Genomic DNA, 14,175 nt, shown 5'->3' with positions numbered 1-14,175 from the left:
CATTCTTTTCCCCTGTTTATTCACATATAATCTTTTCTATAACATGAATAATAATTTAAGTTTTAAGCCTATTAGACAATCTTAATTTTTAACATTTCCTTCTTTTTTTAACACATCGGCCATGCTTCTACATTTAATAGTAGTAAAAGACTACTTAAAAAGGAGGGGGGTGTATTGAAGAACAAAAAAAACATTGGCTGTTTTGCTCCTTTATCTATCATTTGCCCAGATCCTTGTCCACCGATCCCTCCTCCAAATCCAAATTGCGAGCGAGTAACAAATGAATTTGCAGGAAATTTCCTCCTAACGAATAAAACCATTCCCTCTGCCAAAGATGCATCGCAATCGATGATACTGTGGCAGAGTGATGGGATACTACTTATATCAGGTGCTGTCTCGGTTTACAATAGTACTAGCAGCACAGAAGCAATTACAATTGAAATTGTTGGAGCAGTAACCAATATTTTTACTGTGTTTCCCGGCAATACGATATCTTACACAGGAAAAAACTTGCAATCAGTCAGTATTATTAATATACAAAGTAATCCTTCACTATATTTAGAAGGCAAGTATTGTTGCCAATTTACATGTTGCTTATGAACACTCCCCCACTTAGCAAAGCTTGAAGTGGGGGTTTCTAACGTTTCGACCTAACGGACGATTAACGTCAGGGGAGTTAACACATTAGCGAGCTGTTTCACGCCTAACCCCTCTATCCCATTTGTCCATGCATTTGGGATTACTTTTCGTAAAATGTTAGCCGCAGCATTTACATCTGCATGAATTAAAGTTTTATTTGCTGAACGATATATGCCGCGATTTATTCGTTTTCCTGAAAAAGTTGTATTTTGGTCATTTTCTCCATACGTTGGAATGAAGTCGTTATCCAGAAAACTTGCTTTCGATGTATATGATTCTTCAGTTACAACAACTTGAATGCCTACAACATTTGCTTTGTATGTAATCATTTGAATCAGTAAACTATATGGGATATGACAAAACGATTGGTTATTTCTTTTTCCCATATTCGTTTCTTGTTTCCAACTTTTGTTTTGACCAATAACGATTTTACAAACTTCTTCTTCTTGAGCTAGTTTTACAATATGGTGACTAACTTTATGGAAGACGTCTTTTATTTTCAAGTAACGTTTTTGATGAAGTTTTTCTATCCTTTTAGAAGTTAAAGGTCCTTCATTAGTTTGTTTTCCATTTCTAAGAATGCTTGTAAAATGACTCTTCATTTTGTTGTAATATTGATTTATGCTTTTGACATGTTTGCCCTTAACAAGGACAGGTTTCATACCTGTGTTTGTTACGATGGTTGCAAGGTTATCAATCCCTAAATCAATACTCATATAACGAGCATTCTCTTCAATAATTTGTTGTTCAGAAGGAACATCAATTACCAATTCCACTACATATTCATTGTATTTTGGAATCACACGAACTTGTTTCAGTTTACCTTCAGTGAAACCCAGTTTCCCAATATTTAATTGTAATTTCGTCTTTGGAAACTTTAAAAATCTACCGTTTTTAATGATGCAATCTTGGTTTGTATACAGAATCTCTTTTTCAGAAGAACGAATATACTTTGGGATCCTATGCATTCCAGCATATTTGTTTGGATTCTTTTTATAGTCTTTTAAACTAGCAAAAAAAGATTTCCAATTTTGGAACAAACCTTTCATGATTGACTGGCTACATTGCGTAGGCAAAGCTCGATAATCATTTTGAATCATAGTCTTAAATAGTGCATCTAGAAAGTTGTAATCTACATAAGGCTTTTCAAAATTAGGTTCTGAAAACAAATTACATTTAATCTCTTTCTGTTCTTCTTTAGGCTTTAATTTCTCTTTTTCCAATTTCTTCTGATAGGCAAGAAGTTGTTTGTCATTCATCTTACCAATATTTTTATGAATATTATCCAGAACTTCTTTTTGCAAAGGCTGCAACTCTTTTTCTTGTGTTAATCCAGTGTACACCTGGCGTATATAAAAGTTTGTGGTGTTGTACATGTTCTTAGCGTTATGACAACATTCTTGAAAATAAGAATACATACGATGCCCTTTTTTAATCCAAATTTGAAGAGTTTTATAGTTTGATGGATTTTCCTTTGTCATTTTATTCACCTCCTTGTTAAGGATATTATAGCAAAAAAACAGAACGTATGTTTCTGTTTTTTCTTGAAAATAAAATATTTCTTTCGATTCACCTCACCACCTTCACTTACGTTTAGAGGTGGGAGTCCTCTCGAAAGGCATGATAGAATACCAATTTCATTACTTTCTCAATTAAAAAAAGCATACCATTTACGGTATGCTTTTTTATGAAATCGGATAACGTACAGTAATACAAAACTCTCCTTGATTAACAGTTGTTCCTGTCGTAGTAATTCGAACAGTCGTAAAATATCGAACAGTGAAAGTACCACTACTTTGTGGTTGTACAGTAATTGTGTCAACTACTGTTGCACCTACTAAAAAATCAACTGTAATCGGAGCAGCCCCTACATCATATTTCACGTATCCTGAACCATATACTTCTTGTGTAATATTATTCGTATATACAATTTGAGTACCAGCACCTGTAATAGACCAGTCTGTACATACTTGATCTTGCACAAGCGTTTTATTAGAACAACAGGACAAACTGGAACTTCTCATTCCCATTTTGATCCTCTCCTATTCTGCTATGAAAGTGGATAACGTGTTGTAATACAAAATTCTCCCTGATACGTTCCAGCAGGTGTTGCAGGTAACACAACTTGTATACTATCAAAGCGGCGATACGTAAAAGCGATACTCGTTCCTGGGTTTAATGTTTGTGTATCTATTACAGTACCCGCAGAATCAAGCGCCTCTACAGTAATTGGTCCTGGTCCAACATCATATTTAACAAAACCAGTACCAACTACATTTTGGTTAATATTATTTGTATAAAGAACGTTATCAATTGCTGTTGCAACTACAGTAGCAGACCACGGACTACACACTTTATCTTGTACATAATTTTTATCTGGACAACAAGTTAATGCTGACCCTGAGCACTCACAAGACATAGTTGTTTCCCCTCTCTCTTTTATATTCCCTATATGTGTATGTCCCTCAGAGTCTTTTGCCTGTACTATTCATCTATTTTCAAAAAATATTCAAATGACTAGATAGATTCCGTTTTATTTCTTTTTTTCATATATTTATAGACAAAGATACTAGCTACGATAAGCAGAACGCCTCCTAATATCGGTAACATATATTGTCCAACAACATCTGCAGCCTTCTCCCAATGCGGCCCTAATTTCATCCCAAAATAGACATATAAAGTCGTTAACGGGAACATTGCTACAAATGTATATATGCTAAATTTCCATATGTTCATTTTCGCCATACCACATGGAACAGAGATAAGCGTTCGAACTCCTGGTACAAAACGTCCAACAAATGCTACAACTGGTCCATATTTCTCAAAGAAATCATCTGCTTTTTGAATTTGCTCTTCTTTAATAAAGAAGTATTTCCCGTATTTTATTAATAGAGGACGGCCACCGTAATAACCGAGTGCGTATAACGTTAATGGTCCTGTCGTTCCACCAAGTGTCCCTGCTAATACAGCTAGCCAAAAATTCATATCTCCCTCGTACACCCAATACCCAACCATGGGTAAAACTACCTCCGCTGGAATAAATTCAAACGTTAATGCTAACACAACTCCAAAATAAGAAAACTGCTTTAAAAACTCGATTATATCTAAAATAATTTGCTCCATATTTTCAACTCCTATCCTACGTTTACATTATGCTTTTCTTGTAATTGCACTGGCGCCATTTTTACAATTCTGTTCAAAATGAATAACACAATTCCAATATCATCTAAAATACCGATAAACGGCAGGAAGTCTGGAATTAAATCAAGCGGCATCGCAACATACCCAACTAAAAAAGCAACAGATAAAATTTTCTTCTTTATTGAAACCTCTTTTGAAGTAAAAAAGTCAAATAGAAATGGAACGAAACGACGGACATGAAATACAACTCTTAATCTACTAATAAGTTTTTTCATTTTTATTTCTCCTCTCTTTGTATACAAAAAGGACCCTACCAAATATGGTAAGGGTCCTAAAAAAGACAATAAGGGGCCTTTACCATTGCTGGTAAAGGTCTCACTAACAACGAAACGTTGCCAATAAAGCCGAGGGTTTCTCCCTGTAATGACGACTTTACTGTAATAAGTTACTCCCCTTTATACACAATTTTATAAACTCACATTAAAATATTTCAGAGGGCTTGTCAATATATTTTAAGTCTCAACTCTTCTGCTTACTCTTCATTAAAAACAAATAAACGTATAGGAAATTTCTTACTATCTAATAATATACATACTCATTCTTTTAAATGAAAGGAGAAATTTCATTTGCATACCGTATGGAAAGGTGCACTTTCACTCGGATTATTAAATATAGGAATCAAACTATATAGCGCCGTAGAGGAAAACGATATAAAGTTTTTAAGTCTCCATAAAGAATGCTTAACACCTATTAAATATAAAAAATTCGCTCCCGATTGTACGGATGAAGAAGTCGATGATAAAGATATTGTAAAAGCCTATGAATACGCACCTCATAAATACATCATTATTGATGAAAAAGAATTAGCTGAGTTGCAAAAAGCTCACGAACCACGATCCATTCGGATTATATCTTTTGTCCAAAATAACGAAATTGATTCTGTTCTTTATGATCGCTCTTATTTTATAGGTCCTACCCCAGGATATGAAAAATCATATTTATTATTAAAAGAAGCTCTTGAACGTACAAATAAACTTGGGCTTATTCATATTTCTATTAGAAAAAAACAACATTTAGCTATTATCCGTAACTTTGAAGATGGGCTTATGTTACAAACCATTCACTATCCTAATGAAATTCGCGATATAACAAATACACCTAACTTACCAAGTAACGAAAATTATCCTATCCAAAAACAAGAACTCACCGCAGCAATCAATTTAATTCACCACCTTACAAACCCTTTTGAACAAGAAGTATATACAGATGAGTATAAAGAAGCCCTTACCGAATTAATCGAAAATAAAATTGAACAACAGGAAAAAACTGAAACAATCTCTCCAGCTCCGAACATCATTAATATTATGGAGACATTACAGGCAAGTATTGAACAAGCAAAAATAAAAAAAGGCAATAAAAAAGAACAAGAGGCCAAATGAAATCGACCTCTTGTTCTTTAAAGCGGATTACATTTCGGCATTTCAATTCCAGACGATTGTGCTAATTTTAATAAGTAATAACATTCCTCTCTTGCCATATGATCTGCCATTCTAGCTGATAATGCACTTAATATTTCATTCGATAACTCCAGCTCTTCCACTTCATGTAAAAAATGCGAAAATAATTTTAGTTCAAGTGAAACATCTTTTGTAAACTTCTTTAATGCTGGAAAATGATGAAGCTCCGTTCGTAAATACCCAGTCATCTCAACTGCCTTTAAGTAAAATTGTTCAAAATGCTTCGTAAACTCTTCGCTTTTCTCTTTTAATCTTTTTTCAACAAGATCTAGCCCACCAGAAATGGAACCTGCATGACCAGCCGCATCCGTTAACCAAACGAGATGATAATGCAGTTCATGAAAAACAGGCGGAACTTCCCCTTTCTTTAAAAACTCTAAAACCGTTATATACTCCTCCACTTCGTTTACCATATGATTAATAAAGGTTGGCGTAAAATGAATGGTAATTTTCCCTTCCAACTGCTTCTGTATAATATTTAATTTAAACGTCCGAATTTTCTTAGCAGCTTGTTCTGCCTCTTTTGAGAATGCCATCAGATTCACATTCCGAACTTTATTTAACAACTTCGTAAATGTTTCAACAAAGTAAGTAGCTTTCTTTATATCCTCTTTTTCCTTCGGAGCTAATGCATCAAGTAAAAATTGTGCATGATCAGTAAGTACCTTTAGCCAAAATTGATGCTCAAACAACGCACTTTCTTCATAATCTCTCTCCACTAAATCCCCTCCGTTTATTCATCCTTCTCTACCACTTGAAGTTTATATCCATCTGGGTCTTGTACTACAATACTCTTCGCACATTCATTTTCTGTATATAAAATTTCATAAAACGCTAGCTTCTTTTTTAACTTCTCTATGTTAGAAATCATAAATGTTAAAACCTCGCATGAATCTGTAACACTCTTCTCACGTCCACCTAAACTTCGATTCATAACAAAACTAATTCTCGTTGAATCGGCATCATACCAAACCCCTGTAATATCTAATTGCGGCCTTTCTAAACTAGGTCTTATTCCTAAAATCCCTTCGTAAAAATACAAGGTTTCCTTTAAATTCTTCACTTCTAATACAATACATTGCTCCACATTCATTCCCCCTGTACCTATTACCTTTTTATATGTGTCATAAATGCCCATTATGTCTGAATACAATACGTAGTAATGAACATGTAAGGAGGTTTATTCGTGAATAAATATATGAGATCATTCGTTCCCTATCATAGTCCTCTCGATCCTTGTCCTCCTATCGGAAAAAAATATTATTCTACTCCTCCTAATTTATTTTTAGGCTTTCAACCGCCAAACTTACCACAATTCACGCCAAAAGAAGCATTGCAAAAAGGGACTTTATGGCCCGTTTTTTATGACTATTATGAAAATCCTTATAAAAAAGGACGGTGACTACTGACGTGACTCAATCGCTACCAGAAGAATACTATCAGCTTTTACTGGAGCTTCAAGAACTGGACTTTGTACTAGTTGAACTCACTCTTTATTTAGATACACATCCAGATGACACCGCTGCTATTAATCAATTTAATGACTTTTCTTATAAACGGAGAGTATTAAAACAAAAGATGGAAGAAAAATACGGGCCACTTCAACAGTTTGGAAACAGCTATTCTAATGCCCCTTGGGGATGGAGCAAAGGTCCTTGGCCATGGCAAATATAAAGGAGAGAAACTATGTGGATTTATGAAAAAAAATTACAATACCCAGTTAAAGTGGGAACTTGCAATCCAGCACTTGCAAAATTATTAATTGAGCAATACGGCGGTGCAGATGGCGAGCTAGCTGCTGCACTACGTTACTTAAATCAACGTTATACAATTCCCGATAAAGTCATTGGCCTACTTACTGATATTGGTACGGAAGAATTTGCTCACCTTGAAATGATTGCTACGATGGTTTATAAACTAACGAAAGATGCAACTCCTGAACAAATGAAAGCCGCTGGACTTGATCCTCATTATGTTGATCATGATAGTGCACTTCATTACCATAATGCTGCTGGTGTTCCATTTACTGCAACCTATATACAGGCTAAAGGTGATCCAATTGCCGATCTATACGAGGATATTGCGGCTGAAGAAAAAGCACGCGCAACATATCAATGGCTCATTAACTTATCAGATGATCCCGATATAAATGACAGCTTACGCTTCTTACGTGAACGAGAAATTGTCCATTCACAACGTTTCCGAGAAGCAGTTGAAATTTTAAAAGAAGAACGTGATAAAAAAATATTTTTTTAAAACACGTATCCTAGCGATATGTGTTTTTTTATGTTAAAAGTTAAATCCTTCCTATTAAAGATATAAATAGTATATTTATTCGATTTAATGTATTATTTTTTAATATTTTCAAAATTCCCTATTGCTTTCTAGTCATCAGACCTTTAAAATAGTAACAGTTACTCGACAAATTATTTGAATTTTCGACAAAAACACTCATTAGGAGGATTTTCTTTATATGCGTACAACTTTAAAACCAGCGCAAATACTTTCGATTAGTTTATTACTATTCGCAGTTTTCTTCGGTGCTGGTAATATGATTTTTCCGCCCCTTCTCGGTCTTTCTTCTGGAGAAAATATGTGGATTTCCATTACAGGATTTATTATTACAGACGTCGGTTTATCTTTACTAGCTATCGTCGCTGTTGCCCTTGCCGGTGGTAGTTTCAACACTTTAGCAAGCCGTGTTCATCCAAAATTCGCAGCAATATTCGCTATCATTATTTATCTTTCAATCGGCCCACTATTTGTTATTCCACGAACTGGATCTGTATCTTATGAAATTGGGATTGCACCACTTTTCCCAGATCAATGGTATTCTATGTTAATTTTTAGCGCGATTTTCTTTACAGTCGTTTACTTCTTATCATTAAATCCATCAAAATTAGTAGATCATATCGGAAAAATATTAACGCCAATTTTACTTGGAATTATTGCAATTATGGCAACAAAAGCGATTCTTTCACCAGGAACGTTTGCAGAACCTATTGGTGACTATAAAGAAATTCCATTTTTCAAAGGATTTCTTGAAGGATTTTTAACGTTAGATGCAATTGGTGCTCTCGTATTATCAACAATTGTTGTAAATGCAATTCGCCAAAATGGTATACAAGAGAAGAAATCGATTGCGAAATATACAATTATTTGCGGAAGCATTGCAGCCCTATTCTTAACAATCGTTTATTTCCTACTCGGTTATATCGGCGCTTCAAACGGCAACTTAGGACAATTCGAAAACGGTGGTCAACTATTAGCTACTGTTATGTACCAATTCTTTGGGACAAGCGGTAATGTTTTATTAAGTATCGCCATTATCTTCGCTTGTTTAACGACAGCAATTGGTGTTGTAAGTGCATTCGCCAACTATTTCGAAACAGTATTAACAAACGTTTCTTACAAAAAGCTCGTACTATACGTTTGTATTTTTAGCTTCGTGATTTCAAACTTAGGTTTAAGTTTATTAATCAAAATTACATTACCTGTATTAATCATTTTGTATCCAATTACAATCATTTTAATTTTCGTATCATTTATTGATAAATATACGAAACGTAAACCTTCTGTATACATCGGAGCGATGATCGCAGCATTCATTATTAGCTGTATTCATGCACTTGATAATGTGGAATTGATACCAAGTTTTATCGCTAATATCGTACACACCATTCCTTTTTACAACTTAGGAATCGGCTGGATTATTCCAGCAATCATCGGTGGTATAATTGGATACTTTATTCCGCAAACAGAAGCTGAAGGCGAAGTTTCTACAAAATAAAAAAGAAGCAAGCATGAAATCCATGCTTGCTTCTTTTTATTTTCTATCGCTACATACAATATTTGTGTACGAACGAACCGTTAACATATAGTAACTAAAGTAAATGATGATATAAACGCCTATACTCCCTAGTAAAGGAAGACTATATTCAAACATTCCTGTAAAGCCCATCAAGCTTAAAAATGCAAAGAATGTATGACATATTGCCAGCAGTAATGGTACTACGAATATCGCACCTACTTGCTTTCTTACAGACTCTGTTGCTTCCTTTTTCGTTAGTCCCATTTTCTTTAACATTCCGTACGCCGGTCGCTCTGCCATCGCTTCTGTTATTTGTTTAAAGTATAAAATACAACCCGTTGCCAAAATAAAGACAATCCCTAAAAATACACTAGCAAATAATAATACTGCACCATCTTGCAATTCAGATTGGCTCGCCTCTTCAAATGATTGGAATTTCACTTCTTTAGGAATGATTGTCCCTAGCTCTTTCGTTAGCTCTCTATTACCGTTTCCTTCTACAATAAATCCGCTAACTGTTGAAATATCCTTTCCTTGCTGCAACTTATTAAATAGCGAATCTCGAACAACAAGCCCCACTGGTGCAAGTTTCGCACTAACAACTGTTTCTTCGCGGTGATCAACGATTGTTAAACCACTCTTCATCCCTTCAAAGGACACATCACTTCCTTCAAGCGAATTCTTTTCGATGTTATATGATTTATATGGATCTAATAAAATAACTTCCTTTTCAGAACCGAGAATAACTTGTTTATTACCTAACATAGAAGCTGATTTATTATAATCTGTCACTTTTATAATTTGTACATTACCATTACCTATTAAATACCCTGTTAATATTTGTTCTCCATCTATCTTCCCTTGCATAGAGAGCATAGCTACAGACGTTTCATGTTTGATTGCTAACTCATGTTTTTGAATTTCTTTTCTAACTTTCTTATCTAACTCCTTTCCAATTGTTACATACTCATAACTAACTGGATTCATTAATGTTGCCGTTTTCTGCGCTCCATAATACATACTAGAACTAATTCCAATTGTACATAGTGTCACTGCACTTAATAAAGATAATAGCGCAAGCATCTTTACATTTCCTTTTATTCTGAAGAACAATGAAGAAATCGATAAAATGTTCGTTCCATTCCAATATTTCGTTTTATCTCCCTTTATTTTATGGTGTGATTTCACTGTATATTGCTCAAATAGTAAGAACGTACCTTTTACAATACAACCAAAAATAAGTAGACCTGTAATAAAAATGGCTCCAAACCCAAAGATTTGTGTAAGTAACGCAATGGTATAACCTGTAATTAATAAAACAATCGCTCGCTTTGCCTTCTTACTTGAATACGTAGGTGCCTCTTCTTTCTGATTTTCACCATATAGTAATTCAACTAAACGATGCTTATAAATTAACTTTTTACTTTTCCATGATGCAATAAAGAAAATCGCACCTATCGTTATAAGAACTTCTACGATAGATAAAAATGAAATCGTAAATGTAAAAGTAAACGCACTTCCCATTAACTTCACAAGAAGCCCTGCACACATATTCGCTATAAATAAACCAGAAATAATACCTAATACACTTGCCGCAGCACCAACTAATAGTGTTTCATAAAAGAGTAACTTAGCAATTTCCTCTTTACGAATTCCTAATAAACTGTATAACGCAATTTCTTTTTTCTTCTTTCGCAAAAAGAAGCTATTACAATAAAAAATAAAAATCGTTAAAAAGATAATCAACAAAATTTGTGCAAACGTAAATGTCGTTTCCACCTTATCTGATTCTTTTAAAAGAGCTACTACACTTTCATTTCGTTTAATCGATACGAATGTAAAATAAATAATAATGCTGCCTACTAATGAAATAAAGTATAGAAAATAATCTTTCACATTTCGCTTTATACTACGTTTTGATACTTCTAAAAAATCCATCGTATACCTTCACCTGCTCTCGTATTTCTCTATACATGCAGTGTATACGAATTTGTATTTCTCCCCTATCGATTTTCATTACACCTCTCTTACAATATTGTAATATAACAAAATAAAAGAACCTAGTTTCCTAGGCTCTTCACATCGTATGTTTAAAAGTAAATAACTCTTCTTTTGACTGCACAGCAGATTGTTCCTCTTCTATAGCGGCCTTCTTTATCTCTCCTCCTAACCTTACTTTCATCATCGCCTCTTCTATACTTTTTACAATCATATTTCCTGAAAAAATAGTAAGTCCAAAAAATGTAATGGGAACGAGCGGAATCCACGGATTCACTGTTAATGATCTAAAATAGACTCCAATTAAACCTGACCATAAAAAAATCACTAGGTTATGATCCTAGTGATTCTTTATGCGCATGCCCTTCTCTTTTCGCAAACGGCATATACAAAATAAAACATCCAATAAGCGCAGCTATTTCTAATGAAATAATATAGTAAGGGTGTGGCCCTAACATATCGAGTAATGAAGCAGTTTTTGGCTTACGGGCTAAAAACATATAATTGCCACCTGTTTTGTAGTTCACAAAAGAAACGATTGGAATTACTATGTTTAAAAATACCATTGTACGCTTAATTGATTGCAAGGTCGGTCTATATCCTTCTACCCACGTCATAAAGAGTGGTGCCCAAATGAGTAATACATGTGCAACGAAGAATTCTATAAAGCGAAAATGCGGAAAAGCATATTGCACGTTCGGCGTTAAAATGGCTTGTGATGCCCCAATAATTCCCGTAAAAAATACAATCTCATATATGCGATAACTTTTCGTTACAATCATAATCGACGCTAACAATAAACTAATCGTACATAACTCAAATGGTAATGAAGTGCCTAGTTCAAAAATCCCCGCTTTCCATTCCCACATATGGAGCCCAATTTCACTTCCAATAAATAAAAATGCAATCGCATATCGAACCGTTATATTCCACTCACTTTGCCGTAATACATCTTGGTATTGATACAGAAAAAATATCCCCACTAACATAATAAATAATATAAGGACGTGTTGCCTTGAGTATGGAATAAATGGTTTTAATGGATGCGCACTAAAATAAGCTTCCATCTTGCCTCCTCCTCTCCTTCATACAATATTATTGTAAGAAAAAACGACGAGTCAATTCATTTGCTCACACTTGGACAAGCTCTACCTTACATTTACATATTCATACCTTACAAAACTGTAAGGTTATTGTAAGCTAAAACGATTTGTCAGATTCTTCACCTCTTTTATACTAAATGTAGATACTAAAACGAACGAAAAGGTGATAAATAGATGAAGAAGAAAAATAAAGTGTTAATTACTAGTGTAGTAGCAATCGGAATTGCAGCTGGATCATATTTTGCATTTGCTGGTGGCGGTGGTTCAGAAGTAGCAATGGCATATAGCGGATATAAAGTAACAGAAAAACAAATTGAAAACGCGCAAAAATTTGGCGGTGAAGTCATTCCAAACGGCATCGAAACAATTTCATTTGATCCAACAAAAGGTACGTATGAATTAGCTGTAAAAAAAGGTGATGAAGTAAAAAAAGGTCAACTCCTTTTTAAATATAATGACCCTACTGCGAAACAAGGTGTAACAGAAGCAGAAATGCAAAAGAAAATCGCACAAAAAGAAGTAACATTGTTCCAAAAACAAATTGATGCAGCGAAACAAAAATTACAAAAAGATAAAAATGCAGGCCTTCCTGCTGAAGCATTAAAAGCATCAGAAATCGAAGTACAACAATTAGAATCACAAATTGAAATGAAAAAGTTTGAAGTTGAAAAATCTGATGAAATGATTAAAGCAGCAAAAGAGAAAGTAAACACACTTTCTGTAACGAGCCCTACTGATGGCGTAATTGATGACATCGTAAAAATTGCTGATGAAAAAACAGGTATGAGCGGCATTACACTTCGTCACGCTGGTCCATTTAAAGTAAAAGGTCAACTTTCTGAATATGAGCTTGCTAGTATGAAAGTTGGGCAAGAAGTAACTGTTTCATCAAAAACTGTCGCTGGTAAGACTTGGACAGGAAAAGTAACAGAAATCGGTTCTACACCATTAAAGAGCATGGATGAAAACAAAACAGTTTCTAACTATCAATTCACTGTCACATTAGATAATAGTGAAGAATTACAAAACGGCTTCCACGTTTACGTAACAAGTAAATCTGGCGAAGCAACTGGTACGATTGTTCCGAAAAGCAGCATCGTGAAAAAAGGTGACAAAAATGTTGTCTTCGTTGTAAAAGACGGTAAAGCGAAAGAACAAGCAGTTACTGTTGAATTCGAGACTGATAACGAAGCAAAAGTTTCTGGAGTGAAAAAAGGAGAACAAATTATCTCTAAACCTGAAAAAGACTTAAAAGATGGTATGGAGGTCGTCGCCCGATGATTAACTTAAAAGGCATCACGAAATCTTTCCAAAATGGTGCAGAATCCGTTCAAATATTACACGGCATTGACGTAACACTGAACCAAGGAGAATTCACTTCTATTATGGGACCATCTGGTTCTGGTAAATCAACATTAATGAACATTATCGGTTGCTTAGATAAACCAACGACAGGTGCGTATGAACTAGCTGGTCAAAATATTTCAAACATGTCTGAGACAGAACTTGCACGCGTTCGTAATAAAGAGATTGGGTTCGTATTCCAAAACTTCATGTTATTACCAAGACTTACAGCACTTCAAAATGTAGAGCTACCTCTTATTTACGCTGGAGTCGATAAAAAAGAAAGACGCGAGCGCTCATTAGCCGCTTTAACAAAAGTAGGTTTAGCTGATCGTGCTACTCACCTACCGAACGAATTATCAGGTGGACAAAAACAGCGTGTCGCAGTCGCACGTGCAATCGTAAATAATCCAAAGTTCATTTTAGCCGATGAACCGACAGGAGCACTTGATACGAAAACAAGTACACAAATTATGGATCTCTTTTACGAATTAAACAAACAAGGCTCAACAATCATTATGATTACCCATGATCGTGAAATTGGGGAAGCTGCAGCAAGGCAAATTGTAATTCGTGACGGAAACATCGTCCAAGATTGGAGAGGTTAATTTTGAACACGAGT

17 protein-coding genes and 1 pseudogene are annotated in these 14,175 nt (G+C 34.7%); 8 read left to right on the top strand and 10 right to left on the bottom strand.

Going from position 1 to position 14,175, the window contains the following annotated elements:
- The first annotated feature begins 174 nt into the window (after nucleotides 1-174).
- Nucleotides 175-600 (top strand): S-Ena type endospore appendage, encoded by a 426-nt coding sequence (locus JDS82_RS17880; protein ID WP_199713659.1) that lies wholly within the window; start codon nucleotides 175-177, stop codon nucleotides 598-600.
- Between the two features lie 50 nt (nucleotides 601-650).
- Here the strand turns inward: JDS82_RS17880 and JDS82_RS17875 are convergent, their stop codons facing one another.
- From JDS82_RS17875 to JDS82_RS17855, 5 genes are all read right to left on the bottom strand, one after another.
- Complete coding sequence (locus tag JDS82_RS17875) at nucleotides 651-2,120, bottom strand: RNA-guided endonuclease InsQ/TnpB family protein (protein ID WP_199713658.1); 1,470 nt, start codon at nucleotides 2,118-2,120, stop codon at nucleotides 651-653.
- Between the two features lie 204 nt (nucleotides 2,121-2,324).
- A complete protein-coding gene (locus tag JDS82_RS17870) occupies nucleotides 2,325-2,669 on the bottom strand; it encodes a DUF3992 domain-containing protein (RefSeq protein ID WP_000525812.1) in 345 nt (114 codons plus the stop codon).
- Nucleotides 2,670-2,689: 20 nt separating this feature from the next.
- Entirely contained in the window at nucleotides 2,690-3,058 is a 369-nt protein-coding gene (locus JDS82_RS17865) for a DUF3992 domain-containing protein (RefSeq protein ID WP_063223747.1), read from the bottom strand.
- 98 nt (nucleotides 3,059-3,156) lie between these two features.
- Nucleotides 3,157-3,762 (bottom strand): DedA family protein, encoded by a 606-nt coding sequence (locus JDS82_RS17860; RefSeq protein WP_049114279.1) that lies wholly within the window; start codon nucleotides 3,760-3,762, stop codon nucleotides 3,157-3,159.
- An 11-nt stretch (nucleotides 3,763-3,773) separates the two neighbouring features.
- Nucleotides 3,774-4,055, bottom strand: coding sequence for a YkvA family protein (locus JDS82_RS17855; protein ID WP_000733852.1), 282 nt, complete (start codon nucleotides 4,053-4,055; stop codon nucleotides 3,774-3,776).
- A gap of 351 nt (nucleotides 4,056-4,406) precedes the next feature.
- Here JDS82_RS17855 and ku point away from each other — a divergent pair, with 351 nt between their 5' ends.
- Nucleotides 4,407-5,219: a non-homologous end joining protein Ku gene (gene ku, locus JDS82_RS17850; RefSeq protein WP_060487610.1), complete on the top strand. Its 813-nt coding sequence runs from the start codon at nucleotides 4,407-4,409 to the stop codon at nucleotides 5,217-5,219.
- 17 nt (nucleotides 5,220-5,236) lie between these two features.
- On the opposite strand, the gene JDS82_RS17845 is transcribed toward ku, so the two are convergent.
- The gene (locus JDS82_RS17845; RefSeq protein ID WP_199713657.1) at nucleotides 5,237-6,016 is read right to left on the bottom strand and encodes a DUF2935 domain-containing protein; all 780 of its coding nucleotides are present in this window, start codon (nucleotides 6,014-6,016) and stop codon (nucleotides 5,237-5,239) included.
- A 14-nt stretch (nucleotides 6,017-6,030) separates the two neighbouring features.
- On the bottom strand, nucleotides 6,031-6,435 hold the full coding sequence (locus JDS82_RS17840; RefSeq protein WP_199713656.1) for a VOC family protein: 405 nt from the start codon (nucleotides 6,433-6,435) through the stop codon (nucleotides 6,031-6,033).
- A 48-nt stretch (nucleotides 6,436-6,483) separates the two neighbouring features.
- On the opposite strand from JDS82_RS17840, the gene JDS82_RS17835 reads away from it, so the two are divergent.
- The 4 genes from JDS82_RS17835 to brnQ2 all read left to right on the top strand — a co-directional run bounded on the left by JDS82_RS17835 (nucleotide 6,484) and on the right by brnQ2 (nucleotide 9,087).
- Nucleotides 6,484-6,699 (top strand): spore coat associated protein CotJA, encoded by a 216-nt coding sequence (locus JDS82_RS17835; protein WP_001046257.1) that lies wholly within the window; start codon nucleotides 6,484-6,486, stop codon nucleotides 6,697-6,699.
- 8 nt (nucleotides 6,700-6,707) lie between these two features.
- Nucleotides 6,708-6,971: a spore coat protein CotJB gene (locus JDS82_RS17830; protein WP_199713655.1), complete on the top strand. Its 264-nt coding sequence runs from the start codon at nucleotides 6,708-6,710 to the stop codon at nucleotides 6,969-6,971.
- A 12-nt stretch (nucleotides 6,972-6,983) separates the two neighbouring features.
- Nucleotides 6,984-7,553, top strand: coding sequence for a spore coat protein CotJC (cotJC, locus tag JDS82_RS17825; RefSeq protein ID WP_000265275.1), 570 nt, complete (start codon nucleotides 6,984-6,986; stop codon nucleotides 7,551-7,553).
- Nucleotides 7,554-7,770: 217 nt separating this feature from the next.
- Entirely contained in the window at nucleotides 7,771-9,087 is a 1,317-nt protein-coding gene (gene brnQ2 / locus JDS82_RS17820) for a branched-chain amino acid transport system II carrier protein BrnQ2 (protein WP_098202200.1), read from the top strand.
- Nucleotides 9,088-9,123: 36 nt separating this feature from the next.
- Here brnQ2 and JDS82_RS17815 read toward each other — a convergent pair whose 3' ends face one another.
- The 3 genes and pseudogenes from JDS82_RS17815 to JDS82_RS17805 all read right to left on the bottom strand — a co-directional run bounded on the left by JDS82_RS17815 (nucleotide 9,124) and on the right by JDS82_RS17805 (nucleotide 12,173).
- Nucleotides 9,124-11,046: an FtsX-like permease family protein gene (locus JDS82_RS17815; protein WP_199713654.1), complete on the bottom strand. Its 1,923-nt coding sequence runs from the start codon at nucleotides 11,044-11,046 to the stop codon at nucleotides 9,124-9,126.
- Nucleotides 11,047-11,185: 139 nt separating this feature from the next.
- Nucleotides 11,186-11,422 (bottom strand): annotated as a pseudogene (locus JDS82_RS17810) (peptide ABC transporter permease); the annotation flags it as partial.
- Between the two features lie 16 nt (nucleotides 11,423-11,438).
- The gene (locus tag JDS82_RS17805) at nucleotides 11,439-12,173 is read right to left on the bottom strand and encodes a YwaF family protein (protein WP_199713653.1); all 735 of its coding nucleotides are present in this window, start codon (nucleotides 12,171-12,173) and stop codon (nucleotides 11,439-11,441) included.
- A 210-nt stretch (nucleotides 12,174-12,383) separates the two neighbouring features.
- On the opposite strand from JDS82_RS17805, the gene JDS82_RS17800 reads away from it, so the two are divergent.
- Both JDS82_RS17800 and JDS82_RS17795 read left to right on the top strand, forming a co-directional pair.
- A complete protein-coding gene (locus JDS82_RS17800; protein WP_199713652.1) occupies nucleotides 12,384-13,490 on the top strand; it encodes an efflux RND transporter periplasmic adaptor subunit in 1,107 nt (368 codons plus the stop codon).
- Nucleotides 13,487-14,161, top strand: coding sequence for an ABC transporter ATP-binding protein (locus JDS82_RS17795; RefSeq protein ID WP_000609098.1), 675 nt, complete (start codon nucleotides 13,487-13,489; stop codon nucleotides 14,159-14,161). Before JDS82_RS17800 ends, JDS82_RS17795 begins: the two co-directional genes overlap by 4 nt.
- Nucleotides 14,162-14,175: the final 14 nt, after the last annotated feature.

Source organism: Bacillus cereus group sp. N14 (genome assembly GCF_016483555.1).
GTDB classification, from domain to species: domain Bacteria; phylum Bacillota; class Bacilli; order Bacillales; family Bacillaceae_G; genus Bacillus_A; species Bacillus_A wiedmannii.
This window is presented reverse-complemented; position numbering and strand designations above follow the sequence as displayed.

What these genes read in the sequence shown, in the direction of transcription:
- JDS82_RS17815 (WP_199713654.1), bottom strand. Translation starts at nt 11,046, where the DNA reads ATGGATTTTTTAGAAGTATCAAAACGTAGTATAAAGCGAAATGTGAAA.
- brnQ2 (WP_098202200.1), top strand. Translation starts at nt 7,771, where the DNA reads ATGCGTACAACTTTAAAACCAGCGCAAATACTTTCGATTAGTTTATTA.
- JDS82_RS17855 (WP_000733852.1), bottom strand. Translation starts at nt 4,055, where the DNA reads ATGAAAAAACTTATTAGTAGATTAAGAGTTGTATTTCATGTCCGTCGT.
- JDS82_RS17795 (WP_000609098.1), top strand. Translation starts at nt 13,487, where the DNA reads ATGATTAACTTAAAAGGCATCACGAAATCTTTCCAAAATGGTGCAGAA.
- JDS82_RS17840 (WP_199713656.1), bottom strand. Translation starts at nt 6,435, where the DNA reads ATGGGCATTTATGACACATATAAAAAGGTAATAGGTACAGGGGGAATG.
- JDS82_RS17800 (WP_199713652.1), top strand. Translation starts at nt 12,384, where the DNA reads ATGAAGAAGAAAAATAAAGTGTTAATTACTAGTGTAGTAGCAATCGGA.
- JDS82_RS17860 (WP_049114279.1), bottom strand. Translation starts at nt 3,762, where the DNA reads ATGGAGCAAATTATTTTAGATATAATCGAGTTTTTAAAGCAGTTTTCT.
- JDS82_RS17865 (WP_063223747.1), bottom strand. Translation starts at nt 3,058, where the DNA reads ATGTCTTGTGAGTGCTCAGGGTCAGCATTAACTTGTTGTCCAGATAAA.
- JDS82_RS17805 (WP_199713653.1), bottom strand. Translation starts at nt 12,173, where the DNA reads ATGGAAGCTTATTTTAGTGCGCATCCATTAAAACCATTTATTCCATAC.
- cotJC (WP_000265275.1), top strand. Translation starts at nt 6,984, where the DNA reads ATGTGGATTTATGAAAAAAAATTACAATACCCAGTTAAAGTGGGAACT.
- JDS82_RS17875 (WP_199713658.1), bottom strand. Translation starts at nt 2,120, where the DNA reads ATGACAAAGGAAAATCCATCAAACTATAAAACTCTTCAAATTTGGATT.
- JDS82_RS17870 (WP_000525812.1), bottom strand. Translation starts at nt 2,669, where the DNA reads ATGGGAATGAGAAGTTCCAGTTTGTCCTGTTGTTCTAATAAAACGCTT.